This window comes from Chengkuizengella sediminis (assembly GCF_010078385.1).
Lineage (GTDB): Bacteria > Bacillota > Bacilli > Paenibacillales > KCTC-33759 > Chengkuizengella > Chengkuizengella sediminis.
This window is the reverse complement of record NZ_SIJC01000003.1, coordinates 420,288-442,382: the sequence shown is the minus strand read 5'-3', so window position 1 is coordinate 442,382 and position 22,095 is coordinate 420,288. Positions and strand designations below refer to the sequence as shown.

The following is a 22,095-nucleotide window of genomic DNA, read 5'->3' as shown; positions in this document are numbered from 1 at the left end:
CTATCTAGGATAAGTTTAGTGCATTTATTTTTAATTTAGAGTTCGAATTATTGTCATTGTGGTTCATTATAGTATTCATATCATTAGCTAACCACTTAGCCACATCTTCAATATCTTTTGAAAATGCTCTGTCTTGAACTATTGGAGGAGTAATTTTTCTACCTTCTTCTAAAATAGATCGTGTACTTTTGGCCATTTTTTCTTTTCCTCTTAATTCACAAGCCTGCATAGCACAAATAACTTCGATAGCAATGACTTTTCTTACATTCTGAATAATTTGGTATGCATGTCTTGATCCAATGGTTCCCATACTAACATGATCTTCTTGGTTTGCTGAAGATGGAATAGAATCCACACTAGCCGGATGTGCAAGTGTTTTGTTTTCAGATACAAGAGATGCTGCACAATATTGCATGATCATCGCTCCAGATTGCAATCCAGGTTCAGGGCTTAAAAATGGAGGCAGATCATTTAATTGTGGATTGACTAATCGTTCAATTCGTCGTTCTGAAATGTTTGCAATTTCAGCCATAGCAATCCCTAAGAAGTCCATGGCAAATGCAATCGGTTGTCCGTGGAAATTACCGCCTGATAGAACTTTTTCTCCATCATCAAAAATAAGTGGATTATCAGTTACTGCATTCATTTCAATCTCAAGTTTTTCTTTTACATAGTTTAAAGTCTGCCAAGTTGCACCATGAACCTGTGGAATGCATCGAAGTGAGTAAGCATCTTGTACACGTAACTCACCTTGTTTAGTAACTAGTTGACTACCCTCAAGGTATTTTCTAATACGTTTTGCTACTTCAACTTGTTCGTTATAACCACGTGCTAAATGTATATCTTCATCCATGGCATCAATGACACCCTGTAATGCTTCAAAAGTTAATGAGGCGATTTGGTCAGCTTGTAAAGCTAAATCCTCAGCTTCTGTATAGGCAAGTATGCCCATGGCAGTCATGGCTTGTGTGCCGTTTATAAGTGCTAAACCTTCTTTTGCTGACAATATAATAGGGTTTATATTTTCTTGGACTAATGCACTTGAGGCTTCCATTTGTTTTCCTTTATAAAAAACCTCACCTTCTCCAACTAATACTAGAGCAAGGTGTGAAAGTGGGGCCAAGTCGCCACTTGCTCCCAATGAACCTTGCTGAGGAATAACAGGATGAATTTGTGCATTAACAAGTTGTATTAATCTATCGATGACAACTGGACGAACTCCAGAAAATCCTTTAAGCAAGGCGTTTGCACGTAATAGGGTCATCATTCTACTCACTTGTTCTGGGAAAGGTTCTCCTACTCCGCATGCGTGAGAACGAATTAAATTTAGCTGTAATTTTTCAACATCCTCCTTTTGAATGAGGACATCACTAAATTTGCCAAATCCAGTAGTAATTCCGTATACAACTCTTTCTTCATTCACGATTTTTTCTACTGCTTTTCGACTTTCTTTAACCTTTTTCATACTTTTATCTGAAGCCATTACTTTTTCGTTTGTATATAAAACCTTTTTCATTTCTTCAATTGTTAATGAATTTCCCGTTAATGTAATCAAATCGTTCTCCTCCTCGTATATTTTAGGTTTCTGGATGGTTTATTTCGCTTTACTCAAGTAAAGGAAAATAAAAAGAGGACTATATCATGAAATCAAGTTGATTTCAAAAATATAGCCCCCTAATTACTGTTCTCATCTATGGGCAAACTATTTTATTTTAATAATGTTCGCTTTTTTGGTTTCTTACTAGGTTTTGGGCCCCGCAAAAGTAATAGGAATTATTTTTCAAAGTTTTGCTTCACTTTTGTGGGTAAATTAGACGTGGTTAATTCCTAACCCTATCGTTTCATGCTCAAGTCCCTTAATTGGAGCACCTATAGTACCATATAATGCTACAGCAATCCATTCTCCCTCTTGCTGTTTCTCATAAGGATTTCCTCTCACAATGGAAAAACGTAAACCTACAGTTCTGAGCACTGATCCGATTGATAATTGACCTCGGGTGATCCCATGTAAAGCTTCAATAATAGCATGGTATAGAGCATGCGTTTCTCGATAAATATCACCATCTATAATGCCATTGCTTTTCGCGGCGGTTTCAATAGCTGCAACAATTTTTTGGGAATCCATTGTTCCTACTTTACCTGTGCAGCTTTTCCAAGAATCAGGCATGTTGCACTTATCCTCTGAGAGCAGCAGGAGCATAGCATGCTTACCAATTCGATGGTCTGATTGTAAAGACATCTTATCGCAACTTTCAGTTTTTTAGTTTTTCTCTAATGACTATTCACTACTATCATTGTATGAGTTTGGTTATGATGGTGTCAAATTTATTTTAGGTACTATTCATTTTTATTGTATTTTACTTAGCAAAAATGAAAGAATCACATGCACAGCAACGCGACTGGTCATATCTCTAAAATCTAATGTAGGATCAATTTCTACAATATCCATGCCTTGAACAAGTTCTTCTTCACCAAGCAAACGAATGGCTTCCAGCAGGGTATGGCTATCCATTCCACCAGGTCCGATCGCTGGGCAACCTGGAGCAAAAGTTTGATCTAATACATCTATATCCACAGAAATGTAGATGACATCCACTTTATTTTTTAATTGTTTTATACTGTCATTGATAATCGTCTGAATGGATTGGTTTAGCACATCTCTCATGGTATAAACCGTAACCCCTTGTTCCTTTGCATAGTCACGGTATACCTGACTATTAGAAAAATTGCGAATTCCAATTTGGATTAACTGCTCTCCCTTGATTACTCCTGATTCAATTAAACTTCGAAATGGAGTTCCATTGGACGGTCCACCATCGTCAAGGTTTCTTAAATCATGATGTGCATCAAATTGAATGATTCCCACCTTGCCTTTTACTTTTGCAAATCCCTCAATACTTGGATAACTAACGGAATGATCCCCACCAAGTAAAATCGGTATCATTTGTGGATTAGCTGTGCATAACTCCTCCATTGTTTTATTAATTCTGTTCTGAGACTGGATAAGATCTGTCACATGCATATAAATATCCCCACAGTCCACAATGGGGTTATTTAAATCTATATTTTCATCTATTGCGTATGTTGTGTACGACTGTAATAAATTGCGAATCACATTCGGGGTGAAAGATGCACCTGAATGACTAATTGAAGGTTTAGAAAGAGGGGCACCAATGAGTGCTGCCCCTTTAATTTGTTTACCATCCCAATTTTCTAATAAATCCGCTGCTTTTTTAATATCACGATCTATAAATTTAGCGCTACCTGTTTTTTTTAAATATTGAAATTGTTCAGTCACACGAATTCCTTCTTTCGTATACCATTTTTCCATTTTTGAATACACGTTGGACATGGTTTACACCATAATGATAGGGAACATAATGATAATTCGTTGCGTCCCAAAGCACGATATCTGCTTGACGTCCAACTACAAGTTTCCCTGCTTTGCTTCCTCGATTGATAGCATAAGCCGCGTTTGTTGTAACTGCATTCCATATTTCCTCTGGTGTCATTTTTAGCTTTAACATGGCAAGGTTCATAATGAATTGGATGTTTTCTGTTGGAGAACTACCTGGATTGAAATCGGTTGATATCGTCACAGCTCCTCCTTGATCAATCATAGCTCTCGCCCGTGCAAATGTATTTTTTCCTAAATAAAATGTTGTACCAGGAAGTAATACAGCAATGGTGTTTGATGCAGCTAATTTTTCAATTCCGTAATCAGAGGCGCCAACTAAATGTTCAGCGGAGATGGCATCCACTTCTGCGGCCATTTCCGTACCTCCAAGCGGATCAATTTCATCAGCATGGATTTTGACTTGAAAACCTGCGTCTTTCGCTTTTAGTAAAAATTGTTTAGATTGTTCTACTGTAAACACACCTGTTTCACAAAAAATATCAACAAATTCAGCTAATTGCTGTTCTTTAATCAGTGGTAATAAATCCAGCATTTCTTGCAAAAATGCATCTGAATTCTGTTTGTATTCCTCTGGAATCGCATGTGCACCTAAAAAGGTTGGGACAAGATCCATATCGTGTTGTTTATGCAGTTCTTTGATTACTTTTAATTGTTTTAACTCTGTTTCTTTATCTAACCCGTAACCGCTTTTTGCTTCTAATGTTGTAATCCCGTAGGATAATAATCGATCTAAGTGAAACAGCCCTTTATCTATAAGGGATTGCTCAGAGGCTTTACGTGTTTCTCTTACGGTAGATAAGATACCGCCGCCTTGTTTTAAAATATCTAAATAGGAAACACCTTGTTGTTTCAAAGAAATTTCATGTTCACGTGAACTACCAAATACGAGATGAGTGTGTGGATCCACTAAACCAGGAGTGACCAGCTTTCCTTCGCAGTTGATCACTTTTGTAGCCAAAATGGATTTGGCTTCGTCACTAGTTCCAATAAAGGAGATTTCTCCATCTGTAATGGCAATAGCCCCATCTTCAATGAGGGGAAGTTTGTTCATTTCCTCCCCTCTTTTTGCTCTATTTAATCCGTCATCCATCGTTAATAACTGCCCAATATTGGTGAGCAATAAATCTGCATTGTTGATCAATGGTTTTCACTCCTCCTTTTATAACATTGGTAGATGTACATCTTTTTCTTTAGCTGTTTTGATCGCTAAGTCATAACCTGCGTCTGCATGTCTAGCAATCCCCATTCCAGGATCTGAGGTGAGTACACGTTCTAATCTCTCTTCAGCTTCTTTCGTTCCGTCTGCTACAATCACCATTCCTGCATGAATGGAATAACCCATACCTACACCACCGCCATGGTGAACAGATACCCAACTGGCTCCATTTACACCATTAATCAGTGCATTTAAAATTGGCCAATCTGCAACTGCATCACTTCCATCCTTCATATCTTCAGTTTCACGATTAGGAGAAGCAACAGAACCGCAATCCAAATGATCTCGACCAATCACGATAGGTGCTGATAATTCACCTGATGCAACCATGTCATTAATGATTTTTCCAAACTTAGCCCTTTCCCCATAACCAAACCAGCAAATGCGAGAAGGAAGTCCTTGGAATGCGACTTTTTCACGTGCCATTTTGATCCATTTACATAAATGTTCGTTTTCTTTAAATTCTTTTAAAATGACTTCGTCTAGTTTATAAATATCCTCTGGATCACCAGATAATGCAGCCCAACGGAAAGGACCTTTTCCTTCACAAAATTGTGGACGAATAAATGCAGGAACAAACCCAGGGAATGCAAAAGCATTTTCAAATCCTTCGTCATATGCAACTTGACGAATGTTGTTGCCATAATCAAAAACGATTGCGCCTTTTTCTTGGAGTTGTACCATAGCTTCTACGTGTTTTTTAATACTAGACTTGGCAAGTCTGATGTATTGATCAGGATCATCTTGACGAAGCTTATCTCCTTGTTCAAGCGTCATTTCTTCTGGTAAATATCCGTTTAAAGGATCGTGTGAAGAAGTCTGATCTGTTACTAAATCAGGGATGAAGTTACGCTCAATCATTTCTGGTAAGATTTCGGATGCATTACCTAATAAACCAATGGATAAAGGTTTCTTTTTTTGTTTTGCCTCTAATGCGAGCTCAATCGCTTCGTCTAACGACTCTACCATAACATCACAGTATTTTGTATCTATACGACGTTGGATTCTAGTTTTGTCTACTTCTATGGCGATGACAACCCCATCATTCATAGTGACTGACAATGGCTGTGCACCACCCATACCTCCTAAACCAGCTGTTACCGTAATGGTGCCTTTTAAGGAGTTTTGAAAGTGTTGTTTAGCAGCTTCGGCAAACGTTTCATACGTACCTTGTAAAATGCCTTGTGTCCCAATATAAATCCAGCTTCCTGCTGTCATTTGTCCGTACATCATTAACCCTTTTTGATCAAGCTCTCGGAAATGCTCCCAATTTGCCCAAGCGGGTACAAGGTTGGAATTGGCGATTAATACACGAGGTGCATTTTCATGTGATTTGAATACTGCCACTGGTTTTCCTGACTGCACTAATAATGTTTCATCGTTTTCAAGCTTTTGTAATGTTTCTACGATTTTATGATAACTTTCCCAGTTTCTCGCTGCTTTCCCTATTCCACCGTATACGACAAGCTCTTCTGGCTTTTCAGCGACTTCAGGATCTAGATTATTCATTAACATTCGAAGTGCAGCTTCTTGAATCCAGCCTTTTGTATTTAATTGATTGCCTCTAGGAGCACGTATGGATTGATGTGTTTTTGACATAAATATCATCCTTTCATTTTCTTCACCTTTTATCATTTTCATTTATACATTTATCGTATAGAATAACCAAAAAGCTGGGAAGGATCAATCTTCAGATTAATGTGATGAAATTGCGGTTAAATCACAAAAATAGTCCAGAAATATAAATTATTATGGACTATTTTTAGGTATATGTATTATTTTTATAATTTTAATATCTTAAGCTTAGCCATATATATAAATGAATATTTACGCTAAACTATTATTTTATATTCATAAGTTATTAAAATACATATATACGTTATAAAGGAACTTATGGTAAAATTTACATTAAGGGAATGTATAATTACAGACTATCACTAAAGAAATTTTGTTAGAGATGGGAGGATGATAAATATTTTGGAAAATCCACTGTGATTAGCAGACATAAAATCTAATTTAGAAAGAAGGGAAATTTTTTATGGTAAGTTTTAAAAGTATGATTAGAACGATAGGCATTATCGTAATTGCACTCGTATTATCTTTATCATTTAATACTTCTAGCCAAGCTGCACTCTTAGGATGGGATTTGGTTGATAATAATAAACACTTAGATTGGAATAGCGATAGTAAGTATATTTCAAGTATAAATGATGCTATGAATTTATGGGAAAAATACAAATCAGGTATTATTAGACCTGATACTGCTTCTGAAAGAGAAGATGTATTTTTAACTGATTATATGCAAGTTAGTTCAACTATTGCTAGTACTAGCTCTAATGGCATTATAAAATTTAATGATTATCATTACGATGGCATGTCAAATGGTGAAAGACTCAAAACTACGACACATGAGTTTGGTCACGCTTTAGGTTTAGCCCATACTTTTGGTAAAAGAGATATTATGAGGCAAGGAAAAGTTTCTATTACAAAATTGTCTTCTACTGATAAGAGTTCATATGATGCAGCTTACGCTACATATTAAAAAGAAAGGGAGTGTAATTATTTATGAAAAAGATGCTAATCGTTTTACTGCTTTTACCAACGTTGATTTTAGGTGCATGTTCTAACGGAATTGATGTTAGTATGAATGATTTACCAGTAACTAAATTATCAGGTTCATTTAGTATTGACGTTAACGATTTAACTCAAATCGTAGGCGATGCGGATTATGTGTTTGTAGCAGAAATTACTGATGAAGTTGAAACTTTATACAAAGATCCCGTAACCATTGAAACAAAAAATGGGTCTAAAGAAGTTAGTGACCCTTATACTAAATATTCAATTATGGTAGTTGATAATATAAAAGGTAAATTAAAGGGAAATAAGAAATTTGATATTTTAAAAGCAGGGGGAATAAGTCAGGATCAAGAATCTATTGTGTTGTATGAAGATGATGAATTATTACAAGTTGGTAAGTATTATATCATCGCAGCTTATGCTCAACCAGATGGTTCTCTTTTAGTATCCGGTCCTAACTCAAGCTCAGTTTTAACGGAAACGAGCAAAAGTAAAATCGTTTCCTCAAAAGAATATAAAGAGTATAAAGAAGCTTTTAAAAACGAATTTAAAAGTGATAGAAAAAGATTTAAATCTTCACAAGAAATATAAAATAAGGATTAAAAGAACCATCAAAAATCTCTCATCAATAGACATAATCAATTGCAAAGAGCTACCGGTTTTGTTACCTAAGGATGTTGTATTTGGGAGAAGGCAAAACAAGCAGCCAGGCACTTTTTCAAGAAAACCCTGGCTGCATCTCATCATGGTAAACCTCGTGTGATCACATAGACAAGAACCCAGCCTACCCTGTAGCGATTTAAGCATTAAAAGAAGAGAAAAGTTTACCCGGTGGTGTCCTATTAAAATTTTTATTCATTTTATTATAATTTAGGAAAATAACCTATTGACACTGCATAATTGATCAATTTGTAGAAAAACTCCCTATTTGGCTCGTGACAATCGATATTACTCTCACTGCTAATAAATTTATAATTAGAATCTTTTGCTCCATCACCTTCTAATTGAGCCATAGCAAGCTGAAGCCCTTCTTGATCTTTTTCTTCTCCATTAAATAACCATCTAGAATACTCTTCTCTATCCAATAATTGAACATCATAACCGTAATCTACTAAGTATTCTACCATCTGACTATAAGTGATTTGTATAGGATTGCAGACGTGGAGAAGTTTATTAATTGATTCCCCCTTCTCTATAGATCTAACAATATATTTGCTGGCATAATCTATAGGTGTGAGATCAACATACCAGTTGGCTTGCGGTGCTTTACCTAATAACATCATTGCCTTTAACATCCTATAGAATGCATTGTTATTGATATTCACCTGGAATTTTCCATTTATAGAGTTACCCACCAAATTCCCCATACGGTAAATGGTACTTGGTATGTTATTGCTTCGCATACTCACTTGTATCTCTGATTTTAATTTGCTATTTGTGTAGACATTTTCTAGTGCTATTGTAGGATCAAATGGGAATATATTATATCTACCACTCAAAGCTAGATCTTCAGGAATACCTAAAGTAGAGATATAATGGAATTGAACATTTGGTGATAATTGAATTAGATCTAACAGCATGACAGTGCTCATTACATTTGCTTTATTGAAATGCTCATGATCCCCATGATGTTTTACTTCTGCACCACAATGTACCACGTTATTTATTATCTTCCGCAAATAAGCATATTCTATTTCATTTAGTGCTAATCTGGGTTTGGATAAATCACCCGTTATTACTTGAATTCTTTGTATATCATGATTAGTTATATCATCGAAGTATGAATTCAATACTGAGATCAGACGACTTTTATCTCCATCCCGCAACAAACAGTATAGTTTAGCACTAGTATTTTTTAGGAAGTTGTACAGTATATGTGAGCCTAGATAACCAGTAGCTCCTGTGAGTAATATATCTTGAGTTGATACTCCGTCTAGAGATATATTTTCCCCTTGTAATGTTTCTGGATAGGGTATCAGATACCTTATTTCCTTATTATTATCATATTGATCTAGTAAGATTTCCCCGCTTCTAGTCTCTTCTATTCGTTTTGATAATTTCTGTATAGTAGGATATTGATAAAAGTCACTTATCTTGATGTTAGGAAAATCAGGTTTCAATATGACTAAGATCTGCATAATAGAAAGTGAATCTCCGCCTATTTCGAAAAAATGATCAGTGATACTAATATCTTCAATATCGAGACTATTTCTCCAAGCTCTCCATACCTTCTTTTCAATGTTTGTGGTTGGGGCTACCATATCTTTATTATCTTCTAAATAATCATGAAAATCGAAAGAATTTAATACCTTCCTATCTATTTTTCCAGTTGGCGATATGGGTATTTCTTTTAGAAAACAAATATGATGAGGAATCATATACTGCGGAATTGAATCAGATAAGAATTCCTTTAACTTCGAAACAGATATGGGTATTTTATTTGTTGTAGTATAATAGGCTACCAAGATCTTTCCTTTGTTCCCATTCGACTTGACTATCACAGCTATATCTTGTACCATTTCATGTCTAGAAATACTATCTTCTATTTCCCCTATTTCTACTCTAAAACCTCTGATTTTGATTTGTGAATCCTTCCTAGATATATACTCGATATTACCTCCAGGCAGCAACCGGCCAATATCCCCCGTTTTATAAAATCGTTTATCGGATAAGGGATCAAAAGGATCATCTATAAATGCCTCTCTTGTCTTTTCAGGCTGATTTAGGTAACCATTTGCTACACCCACAGATTTTATTAAAATTTCCCCAGGGACGTATAATGGGCAGGGCTGACTATGCTCATTAACAATGTACATCTCGTAATTCTTATATGGTCTTCCTATTGGAACTATGGATAACCCCTTAATCGTATCTGTTCTAACTTCAAAAGAAGAAGTTACTGCTGTACATTCTGTTGGTCCATATAGATTTACGACCCTTAGATCTGGACTGAATCTATTCATAAATGATTTCGCTATTTCGCTAGTTAATGCCTCTCCCCCAGTACTAATAGTGCGAACTGATTTAAATTTGGCTACACCAGAATCAGATAGATGAGTGGCTAATTGGTTGAAGAAAATAGTAGGTATTAAAGGAATACAGGTAATACTCATTCTTTCTACGATATTAGCAAATGCCTCAATAGAAATACGTTCCTCATGGTTTATTAAATGTAAATGTGCTCCACAGTAGAATGCACCAAACATTTCATATATGGAAGCATCAAAGCTAAAACTTGCAAATTGTAAGAGTATATCCGATGATGATAAATCAAAAGTATCTCTAATAGATGGGCATAGGTTCATTAATCCCTTGTGTCTAATCAATGTACCTTTTGGCTTACCTGTAGAACCAGAAGTATAGATAACATAGGCTACATTATTCGGGTTTCCTATATATTCAATGCCTGTGGGATTAGTATTGGCGCAATCTTCATAATACAGTACCTGTTGCGTACCATTCTTAAACATATTCTTAACTAATGTGGCATAATCATAAGTTGTAATCACATAATTAGAGTTAGAGTCTGATATGATATATAGATTTCTGTCTTTAGGATGCTTTGGGTCTAAAGGAACATAAATCGCTCCGATCCTCATTACTGCCATGAGACTGATTACTGTCTCAACACTTCTTTCCATCAAAATAGAGACAAAATCTCCCTTTCGAATATTTCTCTTAATGAGAGTATTAGCTACTTTATTTATCTGTATATCTAATTCTCTATACGTGTATTGGATACCATCTGCAGAGAGGGCTATGTCGAGGGGATAATTTCTCACAGTATGATTAAACATATCAATAATTGTCTTGAAATTGTCTATATCTGTTTCGGTATTATTCATTATCTCGTATGTCTGTTTATCCTCTTCTAGTAAGATTTCTACATCTCCAATTGCGGTGGTAGGATTACTTAACAATTCTACTAATAATTTTTCATAATGCCTAACTAGCTTGTACATAGACCTACTATTTACAAAACTTTCATTGTAATTAATATCTACCATAATATATTTATCAATTGAAATACACCAATCCATTTTGGTACGAAAGATAGTCTCATCTACATTAAATGAGGAGTATATATTAGAATCCCGCAAGTATTTAACTGAGTATATACTCGCACTATCCTTGACCTGCTTTAGTTTACTAGCTACTTCGGTTATAAATTGATGGAAATTAAGATTACTATTGATCTTTATTCTTACTGGTAATAAATTGCTTTTCCCATTTACTCCTACTACTATGTCTTTTTCATCTGACATTCGATATAGGAGTATATAATAAGCTGATAAGAAGACCTCATTAATGTTTAAATCTAATTTCTCACAATAATTGTATATTAATTTCTCCTTTTCCTCTAAAATTCTTGATTTAGATGATACGATTGAAACCCAATTATTGAGGCTCTTTTTACTATCTATTATTAATTCAAAATGTGATGGTATGTCAGCTAACTCGCATTCCCAGTAATCTCTAGTTGTGCCCATGCCATCCTCCTTTCTAAACTTTTGAAATCTATGCCATATTTTACTATATAAGAATGTCTAAGCGCAATTAGAATTTTTGCAGATTTTCAAGAAAAAAGACAACCTCAGAAGGTTGTCTTAAGGTTGCCTTTTTTAGTTTCTTTAGTATGAATAATCAGTCAGACTTTTTACTCAATAGAAATGGAATACTTTCTTACTTTCAAGAGTAAATTGAGGTAATATATTATTTTCAATCAAATCAATACTCTGTAAAAATTAATAGACTTTATTAAGATTATTAATTCTAGAAGAAACAAAAGCAGCGAACACAGTGACTATACAACCTAATAAAAATGGAAGGGTACTCCCAAGTATGAACCAAATTAAAGACCCTACAATAGGAATAGTTACAGCTATCACATGTGATAAGGTACTCCCGACTGCCAGTGTAGTACTTAATTCTTCTCTAGGAACTAATTTCCCAACATAGGTAGAAATACCAATATCGTCAAAACCTACAAAAACATCATCTAATACAAACAAAATGTAAATAAACCAAATATGTTCAATGTAAGCATAACCAATAAAGATAAAGGTTACGATGATGTAATTCACAGCTAAAGCTTTACTAATCCCTATCTTCTTTATCACTTTTCCAATATACGGACGTGTTAATACGGCTATGACACCATGTAAACTATATAATAGTACCATTGTTGAAAGTGGGGTCTCAAATTTAACAATGAGTAAAAGTGTTGCAAAAGTTATAAATATCATCTCACGTGCAGCTGATAAAGTGGTTAGAAGATAATAAGGAAAATATGCCTTTTTCAAATACAGATTGTTGTTCTGTTTACTCTTACCTTTGTTCATATTTAATTTTTTCACAAAAATAGTAGAGACCAAAGCGATAGGAAGTCCAATAAAAAGAATAACATTTGTCTCAAATCTTTGACTTAAAATCCAAACAAATAACATCCCCAATAAACCTGCACCAGCACCCAAACTTGCTACATATCCAAAGATTGTGGATCGATTATCTTCCGTTGTTAGATCCGTGATTAAGTAATCTCTATAAATAAAAAACAGGTGCGTACCCGTACTAAAAATGAATGTGTATACCATCAATCCCCAGAAACCAGAGGCTAAAGAATACAATAGTAAACCTAATGCTATTAAAAGGATAGAGAAAATGAGCACGTTTCTTTCTTTGAATCTGATTGCAATTAAAATGAAGAATATAGCAATTAATCCGGGAATTTCTTTCATCGCATCGATGGTTCCAAATTGAAAGGCTGTAACTAAGAATTCTTCAACAATATAGTTTTTATAAATGACTTGGAAAAAAGAAATTGAAATACAAACTATGAAAATGGAAAGTAATAAATGTGTTAAATTTTTATTTTTATGATTGTTCATCTATCTAACACTCCTTTAAATAATAAATATCTAAGTAGATACTCTTATTTAAAGGTGGTGCCCTCTGTCTATAAGTTCAAACGATTCAAATTAGTCATATATCATGCATTTTATAAATAATCAATTAACTAGTCAAAATACAATTTCCGTTGAAGTATGTCTATGGCAAGCTCAATCTCTTCTAAATCCATTTCAGAAGCATCATTCATTCGATTATTGAAATTGAACTCTATCTGCTTATAAGCTTTATCAATTATCATTTCTCCTTCTTTAGAAAGATAAATAAACTGTTTCCTTCTGTCTTCAACATCAGATTTTTTATCAATTAAGTGGTGTTCACCTAATTTTCTGAGTTCACGACTCGCATTTGGCATAGAAATACGAATACAATCACTAATTTCGCTTAGAGTCACCGGCTGATTCACTGCGATGAAATCAATAATGTCATATTGAAGTTGTGTAATCAATTCTGGTTTCGCATCTTTTGTGAGCTCGTTTGTCACACGATGTACGGAGCTTGTAAATGTGATTAGTTTGTTAAAAAGAGTTTGATTGTCCATCGTTCTCACCTCTAATTGAAAGATTATCAAATTACATATCAAAAAACAATTATCAATTGACAACTAAAAAGAATTGGAGTATGATTTAATTATCAAAAGACAACTAAATGAGGTGAGTTATATGAAATCATTAGTCATTTTTACACATCCAAATCACAACAGTTTATCCTATGCGTTTTTACAAAAAGTACTAGAGGGTATCGGTGAAAACTCAAATATTAAGGAAGTTCAAGTATTAGATTTATACGAAGAAGGATTTAACCCACTGCTAGTATTTAATGATGAAAAAAGAAGAAGGGATATGCACCGTGATCCAAACATGGAAAAGTACAGAGAACAGATTCTTTGGGCTGATCAAATTGTTTTTGTATATCCTATCTGGTGGGGAAGACCTCCTGCCATGCTTCAGGGTTATATAGATCAATTGTTTGCAGCTAATTTTGCCTATAAAGATGATGGTTTTTTTCCAAAAGGGCTTTTAAAAGGGAAGTCTGTCGTATGCATATCAACGATGAAAGGACCTGCTAATTATCCGTTGATCTTCTTAAATAATGCTCACAAAGTTTTAATGAAAAAAGCTCTTTTGAATTTTGTAGGAATAAAAAAAGTGAAATTTTTTGAGTTTGGTAATATGGAAAGTCCAAAAGGGAAACAAACCGAAAAGCTAACGAAAGTCTATCGATATTTTCAACAAGTGCAAGTATAATAAAAAAAGTGTTTTACAACTTTAATAACGTAAAAAGTATGGAACAAATCCAGAACTTGGATTATAATTAGCATAGGCTGTTTAACAAGTGAATATTGTAAAAAAGGGTGAAACGTTGAAGCGTTTCTTAAAAGGGAAGACGGTGTGAATCCGTCACGGTCCCGCCACTGTAAATGGAAAGTAAGTGTAAACCACTGTGTAAAACGGGAAGGTTTATACAAACTGAATGATTTTCAGTTGAATTACGTTTGATCCATGAGTCAGGAGACCTGCCTTTTTTTGTATCACAAGTGTACCTACGAGGATAGGGAAAGTGAATAAATTTTTAGTCGTTTATTTGCACTTTTCTGCACTTCTGTAGGAAGTGTTTTTTTTATACCCCAAAAAGTGATGGAGAATCAAAGGAGTGAACACCTAGTACTTTTTGGGGGCCCCGGAATAAAAACCTAATATTAATGTGGAGGAAGAGGAAGAGCATGATGCAAAAAAAGTTATTTCTTGGAGTAGGATTTTTACTAACGTTTCTACTACTTATGCCAGCATCTCTAATCATGGGTGAGGAAGGTGTAAAAGTGGAAGTGAACAATGAGAACGGTGGAGAAACAAGACCTGATTTAGACACAGCGAAGGTTGAGCTTACATTTACAGAGATTGAGAACGGTTCTGCTAACATTTTTTTAAGTAGTCCTGAACGGAATTTTTTCTCTCCAACCGATTTTCCAATTGTAGAGGGTACCGAGTTAATTGATTCTACAATTTTAGTCGAAAATGGCAAGGCTGAATTTGATTATATGTTCCCTATTCGTGGTGATTATCAAATGACAGTGGAAGTTTTAGATGAAAACGGGATCTTGGCAGGCACTCATTTATTGAACATTCATATTCCAGAGAATCAAGCTGAGGTACAAAATGCGATTATTTTTGTAAGTATCCTCGTTTTATTTGGGTTTTTGGTCGGTCTAATTTTAACAGCTAGAAGGGGGAGAACTCATGCGATATCGTAGTTTGTTATTGATGTTGGGATTAGTTTTTCTATTAGGACTATCCACAACTGTTAGGGCTCATGATGATAATGATCATGGTCGAGCGATAGATCACCATACGGAAGTAGGGAAACTTTATTCATTTGAAGGGAAGTTGGAAACAACAGAGAATGGTCCTTTTGAAATTCTGTTTCATGTCATACGCTTAGAAGATAATGCACAAATTCTTACGATGAAAAATACTTCAGAAGATGGAACTTATCAATTTGCTGCTCAGTTTTTTGATGGAGCCGAACATGATGTCACATTTTCGCTCCTAAATCCGGTTACGAACGAAGTCATTATGGAAAGAACGGAATTAGTTGAAGTACAAGGTTTTGATCCACCGATGTTTATTAAATTAAAAACGATATTCTTTTTAGTGATGATGATTGGGATAGGTATGTTATTAGGTGTGGGTGTCATAAAATTAAAAAGGTCGAGACATGCGATAAAAGGAGGAGCTTACCATGGAATATAAATATGAATATCAAAACAAGAATGGTTTTAAAAATAAATTCAAAGCAATGTTTCTTTCACTTCCGATTCAACTAACTGTTGTTGCACTTTTGGCGGGGATCGTCATTTATACCGCTTTATTTTCCAGTTATGCACCCGTACATGATGCGCTTCATGATTTAAGGCATGGTTTAATGTTTATTCCATGTCACTAAGGTGGTCTTTTCATTGAAAAATGTTTTAGTAAATCTATTTTCCGTTGTGATGCATCGCTTAGCTAAGAAACATCAAGTCGTAGCATTAGAACAGACGATTTCTTTATTTTTAAAATTTTATAGCAAACATCCCGATAATCTTTTTGCAATACTAATCAGATTTAGTGAGGATTCTCGATGGGTTCTACGTTATTTGTCAGGTAGAGAGCTAGGAAGATTTTATACAGAAAAGTCCGAGAAAGTGATGGAGATTTGGTTTAGGTTAGCGAAAGATGATAACCTCTACGTAAGAGAAGGAACAGCAAAGGGGATTACATACGCAAGTGAAACGAACGCAAAGGAAGTTTGGCACAAGTGGGAGACATCTTTCTCCCACTCCTCAGAACATGTTCGTCAAACAGCAGTGATGACACTGATTCACTTTTTAGAAAAACATAAAAAAGAGATCAACCTAATTCCCGTCCTAGAACTTGTAAAAAATGATACCTCATCCAAAGTAAAGGTGATCGTAGAAAAATATATCGTCCCTCTTATAGAAAAGGGAGATGATCCGCATAAGCCTATACTAGACTATGAAACAACTGAAGATCTCCCTATACCTTCACGAATGATAGATCAAGTAGTAGGACAGGATCATGCTGTAGAAACGATTAAAATTGCAGCTCGTCAGAAACGTTCAGTGTTATTAATTGGAGAGCCTGGAACTGGAAAAAGTATGTTAGGGCAAGCGATTACTGAACTATTACCAGTCTCAAATTTAGAGGATGTTATAGTGGAAAGTGGCCATTCTGAAAAAAACGTTCCTAAGATTAAAACTAAACCTGCTGGGAAAGCAGAAGCGTATATCCAACAGTTTGAAAATGAAACTCGAGCGAGTCTTACCACTTTTCGTTGGATGATGGGTTTTGTTTATGTGGCTGTTTTATTTGTTGCGTTTTTTTACTATTTTACAAAGGATGAACCGATTTTTCTTTTGATTGGGATTGTTGTAGTAGGGTTGTTATATTGGGTTTCTAAAAAAATGAAAACAAATCCTACAGTGCAAATTCCTAAAATTTTGGTTCATCATACAAATACAAAACGGCCTCCTTTCATAGATGCTACTGGACTTCATGCAGGAGCGCTTTTAGGTGATATTCGCCATGATCCTTATCAATCTGGGGGATTGGAAGCCATGCCGCATCAGTTAGTTGAGCCAGGTGCCATTCATCAAGCACATCAAGGGGTATTATATATCGATGAAGTATCCACACTGTCCACAGAATCACAGCAATTTTTACTCACTGCCTTTCAAGAGAAAAAACTTCCCATTACAGGTCGTTCACCTGGTTCCAGTGGGAGTATGATACGAACAGAAGCGGTGCCGACAGATTTTATTATGGTGTTGGCTGGTAATGTTCCAGATGTGGATAAAATTCATCCTGCTTTAAGGTCGAGAATTCACGGTTATGGTTATGAGATATATACAAAAACAACCATGGAGGATACGGAATACAATCGCTATAAACTAGCTCAGTTTGTTTCACAAGAAATAAGGAAAGATGGGAAAATACCTCACTTTACTAGAGAGGCAGTTCATATGATCATTGGACGAGCCAAAGAGGTGTCACCACGTTCGAATCAGTTAACAACAAGGTTTAGAGATTTAGGTGGATTGATTCGTGCAGCTGGGGATATTGCTGTGCAGTCTGAAGCTAAGCTAGTGGGTAAAGAGCATGTTGAGCAAGCACTATTGAAAGTAAAAACATTGGAAGAGCAAATGATGTTGGAAGCGGATAAAGGTAAGTTTTCAACACCTTATTCACAAGTGGGGATGGTTCAAACTTTGGTTAATTACAAAGGGATCATGGAACAGGTTGTAAAGGTTTCTATGGTAGTCCAACCTTCCGATATAGTGGAGTTCAAAGTTCCCGGATGGATGAAAAACGAAGATCGAATAAATTTAGAAGTTTTGTTATATCAGATGGGGTTGTATGGTAAATATTATATTCACTTCGATAGTGCAAACCAGATTGATGGATCAGGTCGGACTAACGGGAGAATTGGAAATCATAGGGGAGATCTAGCCGAAGGAAGCAGTGGAACGGATGGAACTGATCACTCAAGTTCTATAGAAGGAATAGTTTTGGCTATTCTTGTAGATGCGTATTCGATTAAACATAACATATCATTACCTGTGGATTTTGTAGTGTGCGGTAATGTGGATATGATGGGGATAATTAGTGAGACCTCTTACTTTGACAATAAGTTAAAAGTGACAGAACGTTTAGGCATTACTAAAGTCATAGCTCCATTTGAGAATGTTACAGATGATGTTCCCGAGGATATGGAAGTGATGTGGGTAAAAACGGTGGATGATGTTGAAGAGTATATTGTTAATTGTTTTGGGAAGATAATAACACACTTGTGAAATATATAAAAATAAAAAGAGGCGAAAATTATAAAAAGCCAGCATCATGAATGCCGGCTAAATACAAATCTAATATTTGGATGTATTAAAGTTTAGTTACGTTAACAGCTTGAGGTCCACGGTTTCCTGGTTCAACTTCAAAAGAAACTTCTTGACCTTCATCTAAACTTTTAAATCCGTCACCTTGGATTGCTGAGAAATGTACGAATACATCTTCTCCACCTTCAACTTCGATAAAACCGAAACCTTTGTCAGCATTAAACCATTTTACTTTACCGTTTTGCATTAAATATTCCTCCTAGAAAATATACATATCAATTTTACCATTTTACTTTGTAGAATAATATTAAATATTAAAAAACTGTAACCCAAAAGAAGATTTAATTATGCCATCTCCCAAAAAGTTACAGTTTTATTAAATTACTACTATTTTAAATGCAAAATGGTTTAAATTTACTATATCACTAAGACTCTGTAAAAGCAATGACAAGGATTATGATTTTCAAAAAGACTTTTTAGATCCTGATAAAAAAGTTAGAACCTTACATATCTTCATTCCTTTTAGCAACCCAAGCACGAGGTGAGTCACCCGTTACTTTTTTAAAAACTCGACTAAAATAGTTGGCATCAGAAAATCCTACTTGTACAGAAATATCACTCAAATTTAAATCTGAAGCTTCAAGTAGTTTTTTAGCTTCTTCGATACGTTTTTTTTGTAAATACTCTATGAAAGATAACCCTGTTTCTTGTTTAAATAAATGACTGATATAATAACTGTTACGATTCACATGTTTTGCAGCATCTGATAATGTGAGCGGTTTTGCATAGTTTTCTTCTATAAATAATTGCAGTTGATTCACAATAAGTGAAAAAACCGGACGTTGGTTGAGCTGAATGAGATCAAAAAGCTCATAACAAAAAGATAACATTTGCTGCGTGATATCAAATAAGACCTCTCCAAATAAAATGATCTGAAATAGATTCTGATACTTATGTTCTAATGTTTTTTCAATATTTTGTTTACTCATGAATCGATGAATGTGGGCTAACACACTAGTTAAACGAATTCGCATAGTTTCAGGGTTTGGATATAAACCACTCTCATCAGGAAAACCAGTAAATTGATCATATAACCATTTCTTAATTTCTTCGTGTCTACAGCTCTCTAATAATTCCACTAATTCTTTGCTTTCTTTAGGAGATAAAAAGGAATCAATTTGTTTATGAGCATAAGGTTGCATTGGACTAAAAACTTGATTTCCTCCAAAATAAAACCTTCTAGTTAAGCTATTCTTGGCTTCGTGATATGCTTGTTTTATACTCTTCATATTTTTCTTTGGTTGTCCAATTCCTGCTGAGATGGAGAAACCTTGTGCCTTACCTTGATAACAAAGTCGGATTAGAATCTGTTCTAATGTAATGATCGGGTTTGATGCTCCTATTAGCATCGTTTCATCAAAAAATAGAACCAGATGGTTTTCTACTGGAATGACCAGTACTTGATATTCGCTTAATTCTTGTTTAACAAACGATAGTAAATGGTTGAAGTTCATTTCCATTTTATTATTTTGATCTAATTCAATGACAGCAAGCATCCTTGGGATAACTTCTACGTGTTCACTTTCTAGATTTTCTAAAAATAATAAATCATAAGCCGAATAATGTTGAGGAATTGTTTTTTTATTTATAGTGACAGGTGCCTTGAATCTTTTGACCAATTGACGAATGGTTTTGATCCACGCCTCTGTATCATAGGGTTTTACAAATAAAGCTTCTGCTTTACATAAAAGTGCCTCATGTGCTGCATCAAATGTTTTGTGTGTTGTATGAATGACCGTTTGTGTGTGATTTTGTTTTAAAAGGGGTCTTAATTTAGCTAATTCTTCAGATGAAAATAGGTCCAGCTCAAATATAAGTAAATCAACTTTATGCTGGGATAATAATAAATAGCAGTGCTGGCTATCTGTTGCTTCTATGAGGTGTTTATAAGGAATGTGGTGAGAAGAAAGAAGCCACTTCATACCATTCCGTTCAAGCTCGTCCCTTACACAAAGACATATTTTCATTATCCTCACCCCTCTTAAAACATATTTAAGTTTAATTATAATGTAAACCTATCATTTAAATAAAGAAAACCCTTGAATTTCTATATTAAATACATTATTATACAAATTAAGATGTCTATACATCTTAATTTAATGTCTAAACAAATGACACAAATATAAAATTGGTTAGATATTTTTTCAACAAAAAATGAATACGCTTACAAAATATTGATAGAGTATAGGACAATTGAATTGATGCATATGAACAATTTCCCAACAGGTAAATTGCAAGTTAATTCCTCTTCTTTATTTTTACGAAAAATTTACAAGCAATTAATCTAGCATTGAAAGAAGTTATACATAATTATTTAGAAAAGACATTAATGTCTATACATCTATAAAATTTATCTTAACAAATGAAAGGGAGGAAGGAAATCATGAAACATTCAGTAAAGTTAGGTAGTTTGGTATTTATTATTTTTACATTATTACTAAGTGCATGTAGTTCAGGTTCTAAGACAATTAATGTTGTTACTGCGGGTGACACAAATATGGTAGAGTTACAAACTGATATTGTAGGCAAAGAATTTTTAGCATCAAATGAAGAGGGTTACGAGTTAAATGTAGTAGGTACAGGATCAGGGGATGCTGGGTCTCAGAAGATCTATGCCAAACTAAAGGCGCAAAAGGATGCTGGAAAAACGGAATGGGACATTGATGTAGCTATTGTTCATCAAAGTATTATGAAGGAAATGATGGAAGAGGGTTTATTAGAAAAGTATGTTCCGTTAAGTGCGAATAAAGAATATGTTACTTCACCCGATAGTAAAAACAGCCTAGGGATTGACATTGATGGTTATGCAATTCCTTTATTCCACAGTCAGGTAGCACTTGGATACAATCCGGATAAAGTATCAGATGTTCCACAAAGTTTTGAAGATTTAGTTCAATGGATTAATGACAACCCTGAACGTTTTGGATATAACGGGATTAAAAATGGGATGAGTGGTGTTGCTTTTACAACAGCTTATACATACTGGAAAAGTGGGGATTACAATCAATTAGCTGAAGGTCCCTATGATCCCGCTTTAGAAGAAAAGTGGCCAGAAGTTATGAAAGAATTAAAAGCATTGCCTGTGACTTATACAGGTGGAAATAATGCAACATTAGATATGATGAACCGTGGTGAAATTGATATGGGACCGGTTTGGGTAGACATGTTTATATCTTGGAAAGGGGAAGGACGTTTAAATCCAGACTTCCGCTTGAAAATCATTGAGCCAGGACTTCCAGGGCAGCCGATGTATGTCGTTGTTCCAAAAAATGCAGCAAACAAAGAAGCGGCACTTGCGTATGCGGATTTCCTAACATCACCTGAAATTCAAGCTTCTGCCATTGTAGACAGTATGGGTTGGTTCCCTGGTATTGATGCAGCTTCAGTGATGCCTAATGTTTCTGAAGAAGGTAAAGAATCTTTATTTAGTGATATTTCTGCAGAAGACTTAGCGAATAAAGGTTTATCGTTCCCTCTAGTAGACTATTTCAGCAATTTAAAAGAGGCTTACGAGAGAAATTAGAG

General features: G+C 34.8%; 18 protein-coding genes, 1 pseudogene and 1 riboswitch. Of the genes and pseudogenes, 9 read left to right on the top strand and 10 right to left on the bottom strand.

Annotated elements, in window-relative coordinates:
• Positions 1-4: 4 nt before the first annotated feature.
• From hutH to hutU, 5 genes are all read right to left on the bottom strand, one after another.
• The gene (hutH, locus tag EPK97_RS09195; protein ID WP_205690244.1) at positions 5-1,555 is read right to left on the bottom strand and encodes a histidine ammonia-lyase; all 1,551 of its coding nucleotides are present in this window, start codon (positions 1,553-1,555) and stop codon (positions 5-7) included.
• 255 nt (positions 1,556-1,810) lie between these two features.
• Positions 1,811-2,239, bottom strand: coding sequence for a hut operon transcriptional regulator HutP (gene hutP, locus EPK97_RS09190; RefSeq protein WP_162036316.1), 429 nt, complete (start codon positions 2,237-2,239; stop codon positions 1,811-1,813).
• Between the two features lie 108 nt (positions 2,240-2,347).
• Positions 2,348-3,298 carry a formimidoylglutamase gene (gene hutG / locus EPK97_RS09185; protein ID WP_338075673.1) on the bottom strand — a complete coding sequence of 317 codons (951 nt, stop codon included), beginning with the start codon at positions 3,296-3,298 and terminating at the stop codon, positions 2,348-2,350.
• Entirely contained in the window at positions 3,291-4,508 is a 1,218-nt protein-coding gene (gene hutI, locus EPK97_RS09180; RefSeq protein WP_240903760.1) for an imidazolonepropionase, read from the bottom strand. Before hutI ends, hutG begins: the two co-directional genes overlap by 8 nt.
• A 69-nt stretch (positions 4,509-4,577) precedes the next feature.
• The gene (gene hutU, locus EPK97_RS09175; RefSeq protein WP_162036313.1) at positions 4,578-6,233 is read right to left on the bottom strand and encodes a urocanate hydratase; all 1,656 of its coding nucleotides are present in this window, start codon (positions 6,231-6,233) and stop codon (positions 4,578-4,580) included.
• 439 nt (positions 6,234-6,672) lie between these two features.
• Here hutU and EPK97_RS09170 point away from each other — a divergent pair, with 439 nt between their 5' ends.
• From EPK97_RS09170 to EPK97_RS21780, 3 genes and pseudogenes are all read left to right on the top strand, one after another.
• On the top strand, positions 6,673-7,176 hold the full coding sequence (locus tag EPK97_RS09170; protein WP_162036312.1) for a matrixin family metalloprotease: 504 nt from the start codon (positions 6,673-6,675) through the stop codon (positions 7,174-7,176).
• Positions 7,177-7,199: 23 nt separating this feature from the next.
• A complete protein-coding gene (locus EPK97_RS09165) occupies positions 7,200-7,802 on the top strand; it encodes a hypothetical protein (RefSeq protein ID WP_162036311.1) in 603 nt (200 codons plus the stop codon).
• Between the two features lie 105 nt (positions 7,803-7,907).
• A pseudogene (locus EPK97_RS21780) lies at positions 7,908-8,011 on the top strand (IS6 family transposase); the annotation flags it as partial.
• Positions 8,012-8,074: 63 nt separating this feature from the next.
• On the opposite strand, the gene EPK97_RS22375 reads toward EPK97_RS21780, so the two are convergent.
• The 3 genes from EPK97_RS22375 to EPK97_RS09150 form a co-directional block, all read right to left on the bottom strand.
• Positions 8,075-11,740: an amino acid adenylation domain-containing protein gene (locus EPK97_RS22375; RefSeq protein WP_338075680.1), complete on the bottom strand. Its 3,666-nt coding sequence runs from the start codon at positions 11,738-11,740 to the stop codon at positions 8,075-8,077.
• A 216-nt stretch (positions 11,741-11,956) separates the two neighbouring features.
• Positions 11,957-13,099 carry an MFS transporter gene (locus tag EPK97_RS09155; RefSeq protein WP_162036309.1) on the bottom strand — a complete coding sequence of 381 codons (1,143 nt, stop codon included), beginning with the start codon at positions 13,097-13,099 and terminating at the stop codon, positions 11,957-11,959.
• Positions 13,100-13,227: 128 nt separating this feature from the next.
• Positions 13,228-13,659, bottom strand: a complete 432-nt coding sequence (locus EPK97_RS09150) for a MarR family winged helix-turn-helix transcriptional regulator (protein ID WP_162036308.1) — start codon at positions 13,657-13,659, stop codon at positions 13,228-13,230.
• 121 nt (positions 13,660-13,780) lie between these two features.
• Here EPK97_RS09150 and EPK97_RS09145 point away from each other — a divergent pair, with 121 nt between their 5' ends.
• The 5 genes from EPK97_RS09145 (at position 13,781) to EPK97_RS09125 (ending at position 18,471) form a co-directional block, all read left to right on the top strand.
• Positions 13,781-14,365: an NAD(P)H-dependent oxidoreductase gene (locus EPK97_RS09145; RefSeq protein ID WP_162036307.1), complete on the top strand. Its 585-nt coding sequence runs from the start codon at positions 13,781-13,783 to the stop codon at positions 14,363-14,365.
• An 88-nt stretch (positions 14,366-14,453) separates the two neighbouring features.
• A riboswitch (cobalamin riboswitch) is annotated at positions 14,454-14,656 on the top strand.
• A 185-nt stretch (positions 14,657-14,841) separates the two neighbouring features.
• Complete coding sequence (locus EPK97_RS09140) at positions 14,842-15,369, top strand: hypothetical protein (protein WP_162036306.1); 528 nt, start codon at positions 14,842-14,844, stop codon at positions 15,367-15,369.
• Complete coding sequence (locus EPK97_RS09135; protein WP_162036305.1) at positions 15,356-15,868, top strand: hypothetical protein; 513 nt, start codon at positions 15,356-15,358, stop codon at positions 15,866-15,868. The genes EPK97_RS09140 and EPK97_RS09135 overlap by 14 nt, the downstream gene beginning before the upstream one ends.
• Positions 15,858-16,061: a CbtB domain-containing protein gene (locus EPK97_RS09130; RefSeq protein WP_162036304.1), complete on the top strand. Its 204-nt coding sequence runs from the start codon at positions 15,858-15,860 to the stop codon at positions 16,059-16,061. The genes EPK97_RS09135 and EPK97_RS09130 overlap by 11 nt, the downstream gene beginning before the upstream one ends.
• 13 nt (positions 16,062-16,074) lie before the next feature.
• Entirely contained in the window at positions 16,075-18,471 is a 2,397-nt protein-coding gene (locus EPK97_RS09125) for an ATP-binding protein (RefSeq protein WP_162036303.1), read from the top strand.
• Between the two features lie 85 nt (positions 18,472-18,556).
• Here EPK97_RS09125 and cspD read toward each other — a convergent pair whose 3' ends face one another.
• Together cspD and EPK97_RS09115 are read right to left on the bottom strand one after the other, a co-directional pair.
• Complete coding sequence (gene cspD, locus EPK97_RS09120) at positions 18,557-18,757, bottom strand: cold-shock protein CspD (protein WP_162036302.1); 201 nt, start codon at positions 18,755-18,757, stop codon at positions 18,557-18,559.
• 256 nt (positions 18,758-19,013) lie between these two features.
• Positions 19,014-20,537: a helix-turn-helix domain-containing protein gene (locus tag EPK97_RS09115; protein ID WP_162036301.1), complete on the bottom strand. Its 1,524-nt coding sequence runs from the start codon at positions 20,535-20,537 to the stop codon at positions 19,014-19,016.
• Between the two features lie 416 nt (positions 20,538-20,953).
• Here EPK97_RS09115 and EPK97_RS09110 point away from each other — a divergent pair, with 416 nt between their 5' ends.
• Positions 20,954-22,093, top strand: coding sequence for an extracellular solute-binding protein (locus EPK97_RS09110; RefSeq protein ID WP_162036300.1), 1,140 nt, complete (start codon positions 20,954-20,956; stop codon positions 22,091-22,093).
• The last annotated feature ends 2 nt before the right edge of the window (positions 22,094-22,095 follow it).